This window comes from Streptomyces sp. PU-14G (assembly GCF_041028275.1).
In the GTDB taxonomy this organism is placed as follows: Bacteria; Actinomycetota; Actinomycetes; order Streptomycetales; family Streptomycetaceae; genus Streptomyces.
Genome location: NZ_JASKYT010000186.1, coordinates 1 through 15945, shown reverse-complemented (window position 1 = coordinate 15945; position 15945 = coordinate 1). Strand labels below are relative to the sequence as shown.

Here is a 15945-nt window from a genome sequence, read left to right as displayed (position 1 = left end):
GGCGCGCTCGGTCGCGTTGGGCTGGTCGTTGGTGCAGGACGGGCCGGGGTGGGGGGTGGCAGGAGGGCGGCCCTCTGAGCCGGTGGGCGGAGCCCCGGTGGAGCAGCCGGTGCCCGGCCGCCGTCCCGGCGCCGCGAACGGGCCGGGTGCCGGGACGGGAACAGGCGCCGGGTAGTGCGGGGGAGGTCAGACGCCGGAAGGGGTCACCTGAGCATGGCCGCCTTCTCGAACATCACCTCGGCGACACCGTTGGCCCACAGCTGTTCGACCTGGGCGCGCTCGGTCGCGTTGGGCTGGTCGTTGGTGCAGGACGGGCCGGGGCCGCCACCGGACATCAGTTCGCTGCAGGGGCCGGAGTAGTTGTCCGGCAGGCCGAGCACGTGGCCGGTCTCATGCGCGACGACCCGGTTGGAGTCGTACTGCTGGTTCTGCGCGTAGTCGAGGAAGATGTAGCCGCTGCCGTGCCCGTCGGTGTAGGCGTAGCTGCCGCGCGAGTCGTTGCCCTCGCGGTAGTCGAAGCTGGCGCCGCTGCCCTCCGCGAGCTGCACGTTCTGGACGGCGGAGTTCCACACGGCGGCGCTGTTGGCTATCTGGCTGCGGAAGCTGGGCGCCCCGCTCGCGTCGTACTTGACGGTGACCTGCTGGAAGCCGGGCTTCTCCCCCTGCTTCTTGAGGGCCTCCTTGACGATGAACTTGAAGAACTCCTGGTTCTGGCGGTCGCTCTCCCCGGTGTAGCCCTGCGTGCTGCCCGCTTCGGTGTGCGAGGTGGCGGCGACCGGGGCGTGGGAGTCGGTGGTACCGGCGTCGGCGGCGGTTGCGGGGACGGCGCCGAGGCCGAGGGCGACGGTCGTGCCGAGACCGAGCGCCGCGGACAGAACAGAAGTGCGGTATCTCATGGGGGGTCTCCTCGAGGTCCGAGGAACCGGCGCCGCTCGGACGTGGCGTGGGGGGCGCCGCCGGTCCCTGGGGTCGGATTCTGGGGACGGATTCTCGCTGCGGGAGAGTCTGTTCGAGCGGACGGCGTTCCGGAATGATGCCAGGTGGCGATAGGGCGGGGTTATCACCTCGCGCGCCGGACACCCCGTCTTCCCGGCGGGACCGGGGCGGGCGGCCGGTGTTCGTTCACCGCGCCGTGGCCGCCGCTTCGCGGCCCCGTCGCCGTCTGGTACGACCACTGACACCGCCGCTATGCTCCCAGGCGTGGAGCTCGAAGTGAGGCATCTTCGTGCACTGTGCGCGATAGCCGACACCGGCAGCGTGCACAAGGCGGCCCGCCAACTCGGCATGACCCAGCCGTCGTTGACAACCCAGCTGCGCCGCATCGAGCAGGCAGTCGGCGGTCAGCTCTTCACCCGGCAGCGCACCGGCAGCAAGCCCACCCCGCTCGGCCGCACCGTCCTCACCCGCGCCCGGCCGATCGTCGCGCAGATGACGGAACTGGTCCGCGAGGCCAAGGACGCCGCGGGCCTCGGCCCCGGCGGGCCCGGGGCGCGGCTGCGGCTCGGCAGCACCGGCAGCAGGGCCGTCCCCGGCTGGCTGCGGCGCCTCCACGAGAGGCTTCCCGAGCGCGACATCACCTTCCAGACCGACGTCTCCGCCAACACCCTGCTGCGCATGGTGGCGGGGAACCAGCTCGACGCCGCCTTCGTGCACGAGGTTGAGGGCTCGCCGCTGCGGGTGCCCGACGGCGTCGAACTCCGCGTCCTGGTACGCCGCGAGCCCCAGTTCGTGGCCGTCCCCGAGCCCCACCCGGCGGCCCGCGCCGGACGAGCCGTCGCACTCGTCGAACTGGCGGACCAGAAATGGATGGTCGACCCGTCCGTCGACGGGGACTGGGACGGGCTGCGGCGGGTGTTCGCGGACGCGGGCGTCGACCCGCGGATCGTGTACGGCGACTACCTGTCCGCCGGCGACCTGGTGGCGGCGGGCGAGGTCGTCACGCCCTGCCAGCCCACCTCTCAGCCGCGGCCCGGCATGTCCATCGTCCCCCTGGAGGGGGACCCGCTCGGGGTGCGGCTCGTCGTCGGCTTCCGCCGCGGGACGGGGCTCGGCGAGGAGGGCGACGCCGTCTTCGCCGCCCTGCGGGCCTCCTACGAGGCGGTCGCCTGGTCGAGCCCCGCCTACGCCCGCTGGCTGACCACTCCAGACTCCGTTCGGGGGGACCTCCACCCAGACCCCCGGTCCTCAATCGCCGGACAGGCTGATTTCAGCCTGTCCGGCGATTGAGGACGAGCGAAGCGATTCCGGGGGGTGTGGGGGGCGGAGCCCCCCGGATAGAGAGCACCCCTCGGGGGTGGGCGGCCCCACTAGAAAGGGCAGGTCATGGGGGGCCACCCCCCAGGTGCGGGGGTATCAGCGCATGAGGGGCCCACCCCAGGGGCTGGGGTATCAGCGGAAGGCGGGCCGCTCAGGGTCAAAGTCGGCCAAGCCCTCCGCAGGAGAGGACGCCGAGGCATACCACCGCCGAGGAATCCGCCCGGCCCGAAACGCGAGCCGCCCCGCCTCGACAGCACACCGCATGCCCGCCGCCATGAGAGCGGGCTCCTGGGCCCGCGTCACCGCGGAGGCCAGCATCACGGCGGAGCAGCCGAGTTCCATGGCGAGGGCGACGTCGGAGGCGGTGCCGGCCCCGGCGTCCAGGATGACGGGGATCGTGGCCCGTTCGGTGATGAGGTGGAAGTTGTGGGGGTTGCGGATGCCGAGTCCGGACCCGATGGGGGAGCCGAGCGGCATGATCGCGGCGCAGCCGACGTCCTCGAGTTTGCGGGCGAGGACGGGGTCGTCGTTGGTGTAGGGCAGCACGGTGAAGCCGTCGTCGACCAGGGTCTCGGCGGCGTCGAGGAGTTCGACGGGGTCGGGCAGCAGGGTGCGTTCGTCGGCGATGACCTCGAGCTTGACCCAGTCGGTGCCCAGCGCTTCGCGCGCGAGCCGCGCGGTGAGCACGGCTTCTCCCGCCGTGTAGCAGCCCGCGGTGTTGGGCAGGACGCGGATGCCGTGCCGTTCGAGTACGGACAGTACGGAGCCGCTGACGGACGGGTCGAGGCGCCGCATGGCGACGGTGGTCAGTTCGGTGCCCGAGGCGAGCAGGGATTTCTCCAGCACGTCCAGGCTGGGGGCGCCGCCGGTGCCCATGATCAGGCGGGAGTTGAGGGTGGTGTCGCCTATGGTCAGCGGATCGTCGGCCATGGTGGTGCTCAGCCTCCCTGGACTGCGGTGAGTACTTCGACGCGGTCGCCCTCGCCGAGCGCGGTGGTGGCCCAGCTGCCGCGGGGGACGACGTCCTCGTTGAGCGCGGCGGCCACCCCTGAGGGTGCGGCGGTGAGGGCGGTCACGAGCTGGTCGAGGGTGGTCCCCTCCGTCAGCCGGCGGGGTTCGCCGTTGACGGAGACGGTGACCTGCGCGGTGGTGGAGGTCATGCGGTCTGCTCCTGCGGCTCGGGGGCGGGGGACGTGGCGAAGCGGTCCGGGGTGAACGCCCGGGCGAGGGGCGGCAGCTCGCCGTCGGCCAGCAGCTCGGCCAGCACGTCGCCGGTGAGCGGGGTGAGCAGCACGCCGTTGCGGTGGTGTCCGGTGGCCAGGTGGAGCCCGGGCAGGGCGGTGGGGCCGAGCAGGGGCGCGTTGTCGGGGGAGCTGGGGCGCAGGCCCGCGACGGTTTCGGCCAGTGGCAGTTCGGTGACGCCGGGCACGAGTTCGTGCGCGTCCCGCAGCAGTTCGTAGACGCCGCCCGCGGTGACGGTGGTGTCCCAGCCCAGTTCCTCGCTGGTGGCGCCGACGACCAGTTCGCCGTTCTCGCGCGGCACCAGGTAGAGCGCCCCGCCGCGGACGACGGCGCGGACGGTCCGGGAGAGGAACGGCCCGCGGGCGCCACCGGACGCCGGCATCCGCAGCCGCAGCACCTGGCCCTTGACGGGGCGGACCGGCACCGGCACGTGGGCGGGCACGCCGTCGAGCGTGCCGCTGCGCGAGCCGAGCGCGAGGACGGTCTGGCCAGCGGACACCTCGCCGCCGTCGGCGGTGGCGGCGCCCACGGCCCGGCCGCCGGCGACCAGGAGCCGCCTCGCCGTGGTCCGCCGGAAGGCGACTCCCGCGTGTGCGCAGGCCCGCAGCAGGGCCGCGGCCAGGCGGCGCGGGTCGATCTGGTGGTCGCCGTCGACGCGGACCCCGCCGCGTACGGACGGCGCCAGCATCGGCTCCAGGCGGCGGCATTCGCGCCCGGTCAGCCACTCGGAGCGCAGGCCGCACCGCTGTTGCAGCGCGTGCAGCTCGCTCAGGTGGGCGCGGTCGTCGGCGTCGAGCGCGACGGCGAGGGTGCCGCAGGCGCGGTGGCCGACGTCGAGTCCTGACGCCTCTTCCAGCTCGGCGACGAAGCCGGGGTAGCGGGCGGCGGAGGCGAGGTTGAGGTCGAGGAGTGTCTCCTCGCCGTAGTGCAGTTCGGTGACGGCCGCGAGCATGCCGGCCGCGACCTGTGCCGCGCCGCCGCCGGGCTCGGGGTCGACGACGGTGACGCGTAGCCCGCGCCGGGCGGCGCGCCAGGCGGTGACCAGGCCGATGAGGCCGCCGCCGAGGACGAGGACGTCGGGGTGGCCCGAGTGCGTGTCGCGCATGGGGATGCCGCTGCTCCCTTCGCCGGAATGACCCGGATCAGGTTCGGACGGTCGGAGGCCGTCTCAGCCTCCCTCTCAGCCCGGTGCGTCCGGGCTCCCGCGTGTGCTGGGTGTACGGGGGCCAGCCTACTGCGGTGCTCAGCCCCGGGGTAAGGGCCTCGGCCGGTGGTCGTAGCCGATCCCGGTCGGCCGTCCGAGGGCGGGCGGGCCCCACCGGCATACAGTGAGCGCGTGAGTGGGAGCGGAGAGCAGCAGCGGGTCGTGATCGTGGGTGCCGGCATGGCGGGGGTGCAGACCGCCGTGCAGCTGCGGGAGCAGGGCTGGCCGGGGTCGGTGCGGCTGATCGGCGCCGAGCCGCACGCCCCCTACGACCGGCCGCCGCTGTCGAAGGCCGTGCTGCTGGGCACCGGCGAGGAGACCGAGGCGCCGCTCTTCGACATCGACTTCGCCGGTCTGGACATCGAGCTGGAGCTGGGCCGCGCCGTCACGGGGCTGCGTGCGGACGAGCGGCTGCTGGTCACCGACGCGGGACCCGTGCACTACGACCGCCTGGTCGTGGCGACCGGCGCGGAGCCGGTGGCGCTGCCCGGCAGCGAGGGTGTGCCGGGGGTGCACCTGCTGCGCACCCTGGACGATGCCAGGCGGCTGCGTCCGGTGCTGGCCGAGCGCGCCCGTGTCGTCGTGGTGGGGGCGGGCTGGATCGGTGCGGAGTTCGCGACGGCGGCGCGTGAGCGCGACTGCGAGGTGACGGTGGTCGAGGCCGCCGGCACGCCGCTGCCCGGCGCCCTGCCCGCGCTGGTCTCGGAGCCGATGCGGGCCTGGTACGCGCAGGCCGGGGTGGAGCTGCGTACCGGTGTGGCCGTCTCGGGCGTCGAGCGGGGTGCGGTGCTGCTGGCCGACGGGGACAGGCTGGCGGCCGGCGCGGTCGTCGTCGGCATCGGCGCCCGCCCGGCCACCGGATGGCTGCGCGACTCCGGTGTCGAGCTGGGCCCCGACGGTGCGGTGCGCGCCGACTCCCGGCTGCGCGCTTCCCTGGCCGGGGTGTACGCGGTGGGGGACTGCGCCTCCTTCCCGTCGGCCCGCTACGGCGAGCGGCTGCTGGTCCACCACTGGGACAACGCGCTCCAGGGGCCGCGTACGGTGGCCGCGAACCTGCTGGCCGAGGGGCATGCCGACGGCGCGGCCGACAGCGTCGACTACGACCCGGTGCCGTATTTCTGGTCCGAGCAGTTCGGCCGCTTCGTGCAGTACGCGGGGCACCACGGCGAGGGCGACGAGCTGGTGTGGCGCGGTGATCCGGGCGGTGCCGCCTGGAGCGTGTGCTGGCTGCGCGGTGAGCGGCTGGCCGCGCTGCTGGCGGTCGGCCGTCCGCGCGATCTCGCGCAGGGCCGCAAGCTGATCCAGCAGGGCGCGGCCGTGGACCCGGTGCTGGTCGGCGACGCGGCCGTCGCCCTGAAGAAGGCCGCGCGGTAGTGACCGTCACTCCTGGATGGCAGTCTGGGGACCGTGACCGAGATTGACGCAAAGACCGATGCTCTCGTTCCCGCCTGGCTCACCCTGCCCGAGGTCGCCGAGCGGCTCGACGTCGAAGTGACCCGCGTGCGGCAGCTCGTGAAGGAGGGGCAGCTGCTCGCCGTCCGGCGCGAGGCCGAGTCCGGGAACAGGGTGCTGCAGGTTCCCGCCGCCTTCCTCGGCGAGGGCCGGATCGTGAAGGGCCTGACCGGCACGATCACGCTGCTGCGGGACGACGGGTTCAGCGATGAGGAGATGCTGGAGTGGCTGTTCACGGAGGACGAGTCGCTGCCGGGGTCGCCGGTGACGGCCCTGCGGGAGAACAGGGGCACGGAGGTCAAGCGCCGCGCCCAGGCCCTGGCCGTCTGAGCGGCTGAACCGAGGCGGCGGCACGTGCGCCGCCGCCGCACGCACCATCGCACATCCACCGGGTGCACGGGCCGTCCTCGGTCCGTGCACCCCCTCCTGGGGGGAAGTACACCGCCATGTCCCGCACCTCGCCCGCCGCCGTCTCGCCGCCCACCGCCCGCGAGCGGCTCGCCGACGCCCGGCTGTACCTGTGCACCGACGCGCGCAAGGAGCAGGGCGATCTGCCCGAGTTCCTCGACGCGGTGCTGGCGGGCGGTGTGGACATCGTCCAGCTGCGCGACAAGGGCATGGAGGCGGCCGAGGAGCTGGAGCACCTCGCCGTCTTCGCCGACGCCTGCCGCCGGCACGGCGCGCTGCTCGCCGTCAACGACCGGGCCGACGTGGCGCACGCCGCCGCCTCCGACGTGCTCCACCTCGGCCAGGGCGACCTGCCGGTGCCCGCGGCCCGGACGCTGCTGGGCGGTGAGGTGCTGATCGGCCGCTCCACCCACGCGGCGGCCGAGGCCGACGCGGCGCTGCGCGAGCCCGGTGTCGACTACTTCTGCACGGGCCCCTGCTGGCCGACGCCCACCAAGCCGGGCCGCCCGGCACCGGGGCTTGATCTCGTCCGTCACACCGCGGCCAGGACGGCGGGGGAGCCGGCAGCGCGGCCGTGGTTCGCGATCGGCGGTATCGACGCCGGGAATCTCGATCAGGTGCTGGAGGCAGGGGCCCGCAGGGCGGTCGTCGTCCGTGCGCTCACCCGGGCCGACGACCCGGGGGAGGCCGCCGCCTCGTTCGCCGGGCGGCTGCGGGAGGCGGCCGAAGGCGACAAAACGGGCGCGGCTCGGTAACACGGAGTCGCTCGGCTGTCCACCAGGTGGACATCGGCCATCCGGTAACCGGACAGAACCGCCTTTACCGTCTCCGCGCCGAGCCGCTGCGCAGGCCAGGCCGTTAGCCTGCATGCATGGCCATCGGTATCTCAGCTCCCAGGACAGACCGTCCGCCGACCGTGCGTGACAAGCTCGCGAGCGGCGAGCAGTCCTTCTCCTTCGAGTTCTTCGCGCCGAAGACCGAGAAGGGCGAGCGGACGCTGTGGAACGCGCTGCGTCGGATCGAGGCGGTGTCCCCCACCTTCGTCTCCGTCACCTACGGCGCCGGCGGCTCCTCACGCGAGGGCACCGTTCGCAACACCGAGCGCATCGCCAACGAGACGACCCTCACCCCGGTCGCGCACCTCACCGCGGTGAACCACTCGCGGACCGAGCTGCGCAACGTCATCGGGCAGTACGCCGACGCCGGCATCCGCAACGTGCTGGCGCTGCGCGGCGACCCGCCCGGAGATCCGCTGGGGGAGTGGGTCAAGCACCCGGAGGGCATCGGCTACGCCGCCGAGCTGGTCGAGCTGATCAAGGAGTCCGGCGACTTCTGCGTCGGTGTCGCCGCCTTCCCCGAGATGCACCCGCGCTCCACCGACTGGGAAGCGGACATCAAGCACTTCGTGAACAAGTGCAAGGCCGGCGCCGACTACGCCATCACGCAGATGTTCTTCCGGGCCGAGGACTACCTGCGGCTGCGCGACCGCGTCGCCGCCGCGGGCTGCCCGACGCCCATCATCCCGGAGATCATGCCCGTCACGAACGTGAAGCAGATCGAGCGGTTCGCGCAGCTGAGCAACGCCACCCTCCCCGGCGAGATGGTGGAACGACTCCGAGCGGTGGAGGACGATCCCGCGGCGGTACGCTCTGTCGGTATCGAGTACGCCACAGACTTGTGTGCGAGGCTGATGGCCGAGGGCGTCCCGGGACTGCATTTCATTACGCTCAACCACTCCACGGCGACGCTGGAAATCCACCAGAATCTGGGTCTTCGACAGAAGGCCCAGCTGCCTTAAGACCGCGAGGCAGCCGGGGAGCGGAAGAGGGGCGTAGATGGGCTGGACGGTCCTCTATATCGCGTTCGGCGTCGTGGCGCTGTGGCTGCTGGGCGAGGTACTGCTCCAGTACAAGGCGCGGCTGCGCTGGCGGCTGCTGGCCTTCGGCGGCTTCCTCGCCGTCGTCGTCGGCACCACCGTGCTGCCGTCCGTCATCGTGATCGGCCTCGGTATCGCGGCCTTCGCTCTCGGACAGACCTTCGTGACGCTCTCCGTCCGCAGCGGCTTCACCGAAGGCTGGTCCTACCGCGGCGGCCCCGGCGCGAGCCGGCGCCGTCGCGCCGGGGCCGCCTCCGGCGCGGCGGACCCCTCCCTGGAGGTCACCGACCTGCGCACCCACGGCCCCGACGCCGCCCCGGCCTTTCCCGACGCACCCGAGACCACGCCGATCCAGGTTCCGCTCCCCGAGCCGGTGGACGACTACGGACAGGCCGGATACGGGCAGTCCGGCTACGGGGAGGCGGGCCACGGGGGGTCCGGTTACGAACAGCCGGACAGCGAAGGGCCCGCCGGGTACGGCGGCCCCGGGTACGGCGACCCCGGCTATGCCGGGACACCGGGCTACGGCCAGGCACCGGCCTACGACGGCCACCAGGGTTACGCCCCCTCCTCCGGGTACGGCGGCTACGAGGAGGAGCCCTCCGTCTTCGGCGGCGCACCCGAGGAGACGCAGGTCTACGCGTACGACGCCGGCCCAGGCGAGCCCTACCCCCCGCAGGGGTACGGGGACTACGGGCACCACGGAAACCCCCTCTACGAGAGCCCGGGAGCGGACGGCCCGGCCCACCAGAGCGCTTTCGGCTACCCGGAGCACGCCCAGTACCCCGACTACCAGGCGTACCAGGAGTCCCCCGACCCGTACGGGGGCTACGGAACCTACGGCGGCGACGAGCAGGGGCAGTACGCCGGCTACGGATACCCGGCCGCGCAGCAGCCCGCACCGCAGCCGTACTACCCGGACGTGCCCGAGACGCCGCCGGGCGGCGTGTGGGTACCCCAACAGCGCGACGGCGGCCCGCCGCTGCCGCAGGACCAGCCGCAGGACCCCTACGGCTACGGGGCCGACCCCGCGGACGGTAACCACTACGGGGACGGTTCCGCCGACGGCTGGGCGCAGCCGCAGCAGGCCCACCCCTACCCGCAGGGCTACTACGGCGACGGCAGGTACTGAGCCCGGGCACCCGACGAGTCCGGGCGCCGGCCCACCCGTCCTGGCGGTGCCGCCCTCCCGTCCTCGCGGTGCCCGTTCGTCCTGGCGTGCGGCGGGGGTTCAGACCGAGCCGCGCCAGTCCGGGTCCTGGACCAGGCCCGCCGCCATGGCCCCCGACATCCCCGCCGCGGCCGGCCCGCCGCCCGGGTGGGACCAGCCGCCGACCGCGTACAGGCCGGGCAGCGGCGCCTGGTTCGGCGGACGCAGGAAGGCGCCGCCCCCGCCCGGCAGGGAGGGCGGCGGCACCCGGCCGCCCGGCGCGCCCGTCTCGGCCTCGTTGTCGGCGGGGGTACGCACCTCGTGCCACAGCAGCCGCTCACCCAGTCCGAGACCGGCCTCGTCCGCCGCGGCCAGCAGCCGCTCGGCCAGCCGTTCGGCCTCGGCGCTCCCGGCCACCGCACCCGGCGGCACCGGGACGCTGAGCACCGCCGTCTCGTGCGCGTCGTCCGGCCGCAGCGCCGGATCGTCCGGGCGCAGCACCGTCAGCGGTCCGCCAGGCCCCGGGGGGCCGTGCACCAGCGTGCGGTGCGCGGTCCCCTGCGGGCGGGCACCGCGCAGTGCCAGCAGCACGGTCAGCCGCGCCGCCCCCGCGCCCGTGTCGGCGGGCCCGCCCGGCGCGGCGGGCCCGCCGCCCGCGAGCACCACGTCCGCGTCGACCGCCGTACCGTCGGCCAGCTCCAGTCCGGCCGTCCGCCCGTCCTTCTCCCGCACGGCCGCCACCTCGCACCCGAAGCGGAACGCCACCCGCCGCTGACGGCACCGCTCGTGGAGCGCGTCGGCGAGCGCCCGCATGCCGCCGCCCCGCACGTACCAGGTACCGAACGAGTCCTCGATGTAGGCCAGCATCGCCGCGCCGGCCGGAGTCCGCGCCGGGTCCAGCCCGTGGGCTCGCACGCCACCGCACAGCATCGCCGCCAGCCGCGGATCACGCAGTTCGTCCTCGGCGACCTCGGCGAGCGTCGTCCTGGGGGCACCCCGCGCTTTCAGCAGCCGGGAGAGACGCGACAGGCCCCTCCCGCGGAGCGCGGGATAGGCGCCGTCCTGGACCAGCACCCCCCGGGAGGTCGGCTCCTCGCGCAGCGGCTCCTCCAGCAGCGGGCGCCGACACGCCTCCCACGCCTCGCGGGCCCGGGTCAGCAGCTGTGCCCAGCGCTCGCCCGCGCCCGCGCCGAGCCCGTCGTCCAGCGCGGCGACCACCTTGCCCCGGGAGGCGTTCGGCAGCGTGACGCCCGTGCCGTCCTGGAAGACGTGCCGCGCCGTGACCGGCACCTGCACCAGGTCCACCAGGTCCTCGAGACGCTCACGGCCGGTCTTGACGAACAGATCGCGGTAGACGGCCGGAAGGTGCAGCAGCCCAGGACCCGTGTCGAAGGCGAACCCGTCGCGGCTGTACCGGCGCACGGCGCCGCCGTGCGTGTCGCCCCGCTCGTACACCGTCACCTCGTGGCCCGCGACGGCCAGCCGCGCAGCCGCCGCCATGCCCCCCAGCCCCGCACCGACCACCGCAATCCGTCCCATGACCAGCGACTCTAGCCTCTCCGGGCACGCTTCTGCGGGGCGGCTAGGTAGGCGTACTCAGGCGGACTCTTGAGTAGGAACGCCGATGGAGGCGGGCCGGTGCGGGCGGCAGAGTGAGGGCCACGGGAGGGCGCGGGTACCGGACCGCTGACACGGGGCCGCGGAACGAGACCGGTCGCCCTCCCGGGAACGGTCTGCGGGGGAGGCTTAGCGGGGGCGGCCGGCGACGCGGCCCTGGAGCAGCAGGGAGAGGGCCGCGTGGACGTCTTCGAGTGAGCGCTCGGGCTGGAAGGCCTTCCAGTCGAGCGCGGCGACCAGCACCATGCCCACCAGCGCGGCGGCGGTCAGCTGGATGTCGATGTCCTCGCTGAGCTCGCCCTCGGCGACCCCGGCCCGCAGGACGCCCTCCACCACGGCGACGGCTTCCTGCCGCACCATCAGCAGGGTGTCGTTCCAGGCGCGCCCGGTGCGCCACAGTTCGGCGACGTACAGCTGGGTGAAGGCGGGGTAGCGGTCGATGAACAGCAGCCCGGCGCGGACCATGGCGTCGAGCGCGTCCACCCTGCTGCCGCCCCGCTGCGCGGCCCCCTCCGCGGCCTGCCGCAGGTCGGTGGTGAGCAGCTCCACCCCGTGCCGCAGCAGCTCCTCGAACAGCTCGGTCTTGCTGGCGAAGTTGTAGTAGACCGTGCCTTTGGCGACCCCGGCCCGTTCGGCGATCTCCTCCACCGTGGTGGAGGAGAACCCCTGCTCGGCGATGAGGGTCACGGCCGCCTGGAAGAGCTTGTCCCGGGTGGCGCTGCGGCTGCGTGAACTGGGGGTGCGGGCACTCGTCATGCGGCCATTCTCCTCCGCCTGCCCGACCGCCCCGCCCGCACGGCGCCCGTGCCCAGAGCTCACAGCGAGATCTCCGGGCGGAGCCTCTCCAGCGTCCACACCTGCTTGCGGCGCGCGGTGAGCGCCGTCAGCGCGAGGGCGCCCACCGCGAACGCGACCAGCACCAGACACGCCCGCCACACCGGCCACGGCTGTCCGCCGGTGATCAGGTGCCGCAGCCCGTCCACCACGTAACTCATGGGCAGGAAGGGGTGCAGCGCGTTGAAGAAGCCGGGGCTCGTCTGGATCGGGTACGTACCGCCCGCCGAGGTCAGCTGGAGCATCAGCATCGCCAGCACGAGGATTCTGCCCGCGGGTCCGAAGCGGGCGTTGAGGAACTGGACGATCGCGGCGAAACAGGCCGCCACCAGCAGCAGGAAGCCCACCGTGGCCGCCCCGCGCGCCGGCTGGAGCCCCAGCGCCCAGTGCAGCACGCTCATCAGCGCGGCCACCTGCGCCACCCCGATCGCGGCCACCGGCAGCCAGCCCGCCAGCGCGATCCGCCAGCCGGGCGCACCGGCCGCCAGCGCGCGCTTGTTGAGCGGCTGGAGCAGCATGTAGGCGACCATCGCACCGACCCACAGGGACAGCGGGATGAAGTACGGCGCGAAACCCGTGCCGTAGTTGGGCGCCGCGTGGGCCTTGTGCGAGGCCAGGCCGACCGGGTCGGCCATCACACCGGTCCGCGCGTCGCGCTCCTTCTCGCCCAGGTCCGGTATCTGCTCGACGCCGTCGTGCAGGCCGCTCGCCAGCTTCCCCGAGCCGTCCGCCAGCTTGAACAGGCCCCCGTCGAGGGCGGCGGCGCCGTCGGACAGCCTGCCGAGCCCGGTGTCGAGCGTGGCGGCCCCGTTCTTGGCGGTGCCGAGCCCCGTCTGGAGCGTGTGCGCCCCCGAGGAGACCGCGTGGGCGCCCTTGTTGAGCTTGTTGATCTGCCGTACGGCCGCGTCCACGTCCTGCGTGAGGTGCGGAGCGCGGTCGGCGAGCGCGGTGGCGGCCGTACCGAGGTCGTCGAGGTGGCCGCCGAGCTCGTCCAGGTTCTTCTCGTTCTTGACGTACCCGTCGACCTTCGCCGCGAGCGTGGCGGACCGCTCGGCCGCGTCGACGGCCTTCTTCAGCTGCGGGCAGGACTCCGCGGTGAGCCTTTCACCGGCGTCGCGCCCGGCGCCCTGCGTGGGGCCGGGGGACGAGCCGCCGGGCCGGTCGGCCGACGGCTTCCCCGGTGGGCCGTCCGCGGAGCCGCCGGAGCGTGCGTTGGCGGACTCCCCGGAGGGTGCGTCGGTGGACTCTCCGGCGGGCCCGCCGCCCGTGGGCCCGTGCGGGGCCGGAGCGCCGCCTTCCGGGGTGGTGGACGGACCTGGGCCCGGCCGGGTCGGTGCGCCGGTGCCACCGGTGTCCTTGCCGCACCGGCTCTCGTACAGCGTCGAGAGGGCGTCGGCGGCCTCGCGCGAGTCCGTCTTCGCGCGCCGGGCCGCGTCGGGCAGCTTGCCGAGGTTCTTCTTGAGCGTCTTGCTCGTGCGGGCCACGCCCCGCGCCGCCTCGCCGATGTCGCCGCTGTGCTCGTCGAGGAACGGGCGTACGGCGCCGGCCGCGCCGTTCACCTTGTCGGCCAGCTTCTGGGTGCCCTCCGCGACCTGACCGGCGCCGGAAGCGAGAGTGCCTGCGCCCTCGTGCAGCGTCGCGGTGCCGTCCCTGAGGCTGCCGCTGCCTCCTTCGGCCTCGCCCAGCCCGCCCTTGAGCCTGCCCGCACCCTCCTTGGCCTTGCCGATGCCGTCGCCGAGATCGTCCGCGCCCTCGGCGGCGTCGGCGGTCTTGCCGTGCAGCGTGGAGAACGAGAGATAGATCTTGTCGTAGAAGCCGCGCGAGACCTTGCTGGAGGCGCTGGCCCGCACCTCGGAGAAGACGGTGCGGGAGATCTGCCCGACGATGTAGTTGTTCGCGTCGTTCGTGCGCACCTTGAGCGCGCCCGTGACAGGGGAGTCCCCGGAACTGGAGGAGACCCGCTCGCTGAAGTCCTCGGGCACGGTCAGCGACAGGTAGTACCGCCCGTCCTCCACGCCCTCGCGCGCGTCCTCGGCGCTGGTCTCCTGCCAGTCGAACGAGTCGCTCTCGTGCAGTCCGTGCACGATGTCGTCGCCCGCGGTGATCTTCTTGCCCTCGGCGGTGGCGCCCTGGTCCTCGTTCACCAGCGCCACCGGGATCTTGTCCAGGCGGTCGTACGGGTCCCAGAACGACCACAGGTACAGCGCGCCGTACAGCAGCGGCAGCAACAGCATCGCGGCCATCGCCGCGCGCGGAAGCCGCCCCCTGCCGAACCGCTTCAGCTCAAGCGCGGCCAGCCTCGGCGCTCGCATCGGCCGCCCCCTCCTCGTCCGTCTCCTGGTCCGTCTCCCGGGCGGTCGCCTCGCCGCGGGGCACCCGGTCGCCGTCGTCCGTCTGGTTCCCGGCTTCCGCGTCGTCGGTACGGGTGCGGACCACCACGGCGCCCTCGCCCGGCGGTTCGCTGCACACCGCGAGCACCGTGACGCCCGTGTCCGCCACCGTGCGCAGCAGGGCCCAGGCGGTCTCGCGTTCGGCCTCGGACAGCTTGAGATCGAGGTCGTCGACGGCCAGCAGCGCGGGATCGCCCAGCAGGGCGAGCGCCACCGACAGCCTCAGCTCCTCCAGGCGCTCCAGATCCCGTACGGCCGTACGGCCGCCCTTGGGCAACGCGTCCAGGTCCAGGCCCGCGGTGGCCAGGGCCTGTTCGAGCTTCTCCCGGCTCGCGGCTGCGCGCTGGGCGCGGGGCCGCAGCAGCGAGCGCAGCGGACTGCCGAAGCGGCGCCGCAGCAGCACGCGTTCGCGCGCCTGCTCGGTGACGGTCAGCGCGGGGTCCAGGTCGTTGACGCCGGGGACCGGGCCGAGAGCGGCGATCCGCCGGACGGCCGCCATCCGCCGCGGCAGCGGATGCCCCGCGACCTTCGCGTGCCCGCGCCCGGCCTTCATCCGGCCTGTCAGGGCGAGCAGCAGACAGGTGCGCCCCGAACCGGACGGGCCGGTGACCGCGATCAGCGCTCCCGCCTCGGCCGCGAAGCCGACCCCCTCGAAGACGGGACCGCGCGGCCCGTCGAGCCCGAAGTCCGCCGCCGAGACGGCGGCTCCCCGCACCTGTGCCACGGCACCCTCCCGCTGGCTTGCCCGCTGCGTGTCCGCGGCGCGGCACGCGATCCTCTTTGTACTGACCGGTCAGTTCAAAGTATGCCGCAGCCGGTGTCCGGCGGGCCAACCGGGCCGCCCCCTGCGCGGGATTGCGGCCTGTTTGTGCTGGTCAGCGTGGCTGTCAGTGCCATGCGCCACGATGTGTGGAGACGACCGGTTCGTCGAACCGGCTTCGACCGACGGGAGGTTGATTCACGTGACGCGACCTTCTCGGGGAGCGCGCCCCGCGTCCCCGCAGCCGACCACGCCCTCCACCCGCCACCACGGCACCTGGGGCCGGCCCGGTGCCGCCGACGACATCCACCCGGTGCTCCGCAGAGCCACCGCTCCGCCCGCCGCGCTGGACCTGCTCGCGCAGGCACAACACGGGCTCGACGAGGCGGCCGAGAGCGAGACGGCCAACGAGCGCTACGCCGCCGCCCACCTCGCCGCCCTGCGGACGGCAGCCGCCGTGCTCGCCGTCCGGGGCAGGCCCGAACCGGAGGCCGCCCGCAGGGGCGGCACCGTCCGCCGCCCGCGCCGCCACGCGATCCGCAGCGCCTGGGAGGTCCTGCCGGAAGTGGCTCCCGAACTCGCCGAGTGGAGCGCCCTCTTCGCCTCCGGCGCCCCGCGCCGGGCCCGCGCCGAGGCGGGGATAGCCGGGGCCGCCAGCCGGCAGGAGGCCGACGAGCTCGTCCACCACGCCGGGATGTTCCTGCGCCTGGTCGAGCGCATGCTCGTCTCCCAGCCCGCGCTGCCCCGGCCCCGCAC

General features: G+C 74.0%; 15 protein-coding genes and 1 riboswitch. Of the genes, 7 read left to right on the top strand and 8 right to left on the bottom strand.

Going from position 1 to position 15945, the window contains the following annotated elements:
* Positions 1 to 203 precede the first annotated feature (203 nt).
* Complete coding sequence (gene snpA / locus AB8Z75_RS21070; RefSeq protein ID WP_369204265.1) at positions 204 to 896, bottom strand: snapalysin; 693 nt, start codon at positions 894 to 896, stop codon at positions 204 to 206.
* 292 nt (positions 897 to 1188) lie between these two features.
* Between snpA and AB8Z75_RS21065 the strand changes: the two genes are divergently transcribed.
* Positions 1189 to 2226 carry a LysR substrate-binding domain-containing protein gene (locus AB8Z75_RS21065; RefSeq protein WP_369204263.1) on the top strand — a complete coding sequence of 346 codons (1038 nt, stop codon included), beginning with the start codon at positions 1189 to 1191 and terminating at the stop codon, positions 2224 to 2226.
* Positions 2227 to 2388: 162 nt separating this feature from the next.
* On the opposite strand, the gene AB8Z75_RS21060 is transcribed toward AB8Z75_RS21065, so the two are convergent.
* The 3 genes from AB8Z75_RS21060 to thiO all read right to left on the bottom strand — a co-directional run bounded on the left by AB8Z75_RS21060 (position 2389) and on the right by thiO (position 4603).
* Positions 2389 to 3186, bottom strand: a complete 798-nt coding sequence (locus tag AB8Z75_RS21060) for a thiazole synthase (protein WP_369204261.1) — start codon at positions 3184 to 3186, stop codon at positions 2389 to 2391.
* A gap of 8 nt (positions 3187 to 3194) precedes the next feature.
* Positions 3195 to 3416, bottom strand: a complete 222-nt coding sequence (gene thiS, locus AB8Z75_RS21055) for a sulfur carrier protein ThiS (RefSeq protein WP_369204259.1) — start codon at positions 3414 to 3416, stop codon at positions 3195 to 3197.
* Positions 3413 to 4603 carry a glycine oxidase ThiO gene (gene thiO / locus AB8Z75_RS21050; RefSeq protein ID WP_369204257.1) on the bottom strand — a complete coding sequence of 397 codons (1191 nt, stop codon included), beginning with the start codon at positions 4601 to 4603 and terminating at the stop codon, positions 3413 to 3415. The genes thiS and thiO overlap by 4 nt, the downstream gene beginning before the upstream one ends.
* Positions 4600 to 4714, bottom strand: a riboswitch (TPP riboswitch). It overlaps the preceding gene by 4 nt.
* 168 nt (positions 4715 to 4882) lie before the next feature.
* On the opposite strand from thiO, the gene AB8Z75_RS21045 reads away from it, so the two are divergent.
* The 5 genes from AB8Z75_RS21045 to AB8Z75_RS21025 all read left to right on the top strand — a co-directional run bounded on the left by AB8Z75_RS21045 (position 4883) and on the right by AB8Z75_RS21025 (position 9570).
* Entirely contained in the window at positions 4883 to 6076 is a 1194-nt protein-coding gene (locus tag AB8Z75_RS21045; RefSeq protein ID WP_369204269.1) for an NAD(P)/FAD-dependent oxidoreductase, read from the top strand.
* Positions 6077 to 6109: 33 nt separating this feature from the next.
* A complete protein-coding gene (locus tag AB8Z75_RS21040) occupies positions 6110 to 6484 on the top strand; it encodes an Rv2175c family DNA-binding protein (RefSeq protein ID WP_369204255.1) in 375 nt (124 codons plus the stop codon).
* Positions 6485 to 6600: 116 nt separating this feature from the next.
* Positions 6601 to 7317 (top strand): thiamine phosphate synthase, encoded by a 717-nt coding sequence (thiE, locus tag AB8Z75_RS21035; RefSeq protein ID WP_369204253.1) that lies wholly within the window; start codon positions 6601 to 6603, stop codon positions 7315 to 7317.
* Between the two features lie 116 nt (positions 7318 to 7433).
* On the top strand, positions 7434 to 8360 hold the full coding sequence (gene metF / locus AB8Z75_RS21030; protein ID WP_369204251.1) for a methylenetetrahydrofolate reductase [NAD(P)H]: 927 nt from the start codon (positions 7434 to 7436) through the stop codon (positions 8358 to 8360).
* Positions 8361 to 8397: 37 nt separating this feature from the next.
* The gene (locus AB8Z75_RS21025; RefSeq protein WP_369204249.1) at positions 8398 to 9570 is read left to right on the top strand and encodes a hypothetical protein; all 1173 of its coding nucleotides are present in this window, start codon (positions 8398 to 8400) and stop codon (positions 9568 to 9570) included.
* A 99-nt stretch (positions 9571 to 9669) separates the two neighbouring features.
* Here AB8Z75_RS21025 and AB8Z75_RS21020 read toward each other — a convergent pair whose 3' ends face one another.
* The 4 genes from AB8Z75_RS21020 to AB8Z75_RS21005 form a co-directional block, all read right to left on the bottom strand.
* Positions 9670 to 11127: a phytoene desaturase family protein gene (locus AB8Z75_RS21020; RefSeq protein ID WP_369204247.1), complete on the bottom strand. Its 1458-nt coding sequence runs from the start codon at positions 11125 to 11127 to the stop codon at positions 9670 to 9672.
* Between the two features lie 207 nt (positions 11128 to 11334).
* Complete coding sequence (locus AB8Z75_RS21015; RefSeq protein ID WP_369204245.1) at positions 11335 to 11961, bottom strand: TetR/AcrR family transcriptional regulator; 627 nt, start codon at positions 11959 to 11961, stop codon at positions 11335 to 11337.
* A gap of 59 nt (positions 11962 to 12020) precedes the next feature.
* Positions 12021 to 14351: a YhgE/Pip family protein gene (locus tag AB8Z75_RS21010; RefSeq protein ID WP_369204243.1), complete on the bottom strand. Its 2331-nt coding sequence runs from the start codon at positions 14349 to 14351 to the stop codon at positions 12021 to 12023.
* Complete coding sequence (locus tag AB8Z75_RS21005; RefSeq protein ID WP_369204241.1) at positions 14323 to 15153, bottom strand: ATP-binding cassette domain-containing protein; 831 nt, start codon at positions 15151 to 15153, stop codon at positions 14323 to 14325. Before AB8Z75_RS21005 ends, AB8Z75_RS21010 begins: the two co-directional genes overlap by 29 nt.
* 340 nt (positions 15154 to 15493) lie before the next feature.
* Here AB8Z75_RS21005 and AB8Z75_RS21000 point away from each other — a divergent pair.
* Positions 15494 to 15945: SAV_6107 family HEPN domain-containing protein (locus AB8Z75_RS21000; RefSeq protein WP_369204267.1), on the top strand; the 452-nt coding region annotated here is incomplete at its 3' end.

Coding starts and splice junctions, on each gene's coding strand:
- snpA (WP_369204265.1), bottom strand. CDS start 896: ATGAGATACCGCACTTCTGTTCTGTCCGCGGCGCTCGGTCTCGGCACG.
- AB8Z75_RS21065 (WP_369204263.1), top strand. CDS start 1,189: ATGCTCCCAGGCGTGGAGCTCGAAGTGAGGCATCTTCGTGCACTGTGC.
- AB8Z75_RS21060 (WP_369204261.1), bottom strand. CDS start 3,186: ATGGCCGACGATCCGCTGACCATAGGCGACACCACCCTCAACTCCCGC.
- thiS (WP_369204259.1), bottom strand. CDS start 3,416: ATGACCTCCACCACCGCGCAGGTCACCGTCTCCGTCAACGGCGAACCC.
- thiO (WP_369204257.1), bottom strand. CDS start 4,603: ATGCGCGACACGCACTCGGGCCACCCCGACGTCCTCGTCCTCGGCGGC.
- AB8Z75_RS21045 (WP_369204269.1), top strand. CDS start 4,883: ATGGCGGGGGTGCAGACCGCCGTGCAGCTGCGGGAGCAGGGCTGGCCG.
- thiE (WP_369204253.1), top strand. CDS start 6,601: ATGTCCCGCACCTCGCCCGCCGCCGTCTCGCCGCCCACCGCCCGCGAG.
- metF (WP_369204251.1), top strand. CDS start 7,434: ATGGCCATCGGTATCTCAGCTCCCAGGACAGACCGTCCGCCGACCGTG.
- AB8Z75_RS21025 (WP_369204249.1), top strand. CDS start 8,398: ATGGGCTGGACGGTCCTCTATATCGCGTTCGGCGTCGTGGCGCTGTGG.
- AB8Z75_RS21020 (WP_369204247.1), bottom strand. CDS start 11,127: ATGGGACGGATTGCGGTGGTCGGTGCGGGGCTGGGGGGCATGGCGGCG.
- AB8Z75_RS21015 (WP_369204245.1), bottom strand. CDS start 11,961: ATGACGAGTGCCCGCACCCCCAGTTCACGCAGCCGCAGCGCCACCCGG.
- AB8Z75_RS21010 (WP_369204243.1), bottom strand. CDS start 14,351: ATGCGAGCGCCGAGGCTGGCCGCGCTTGAGCTGAAGCGGTTCGGCAGG.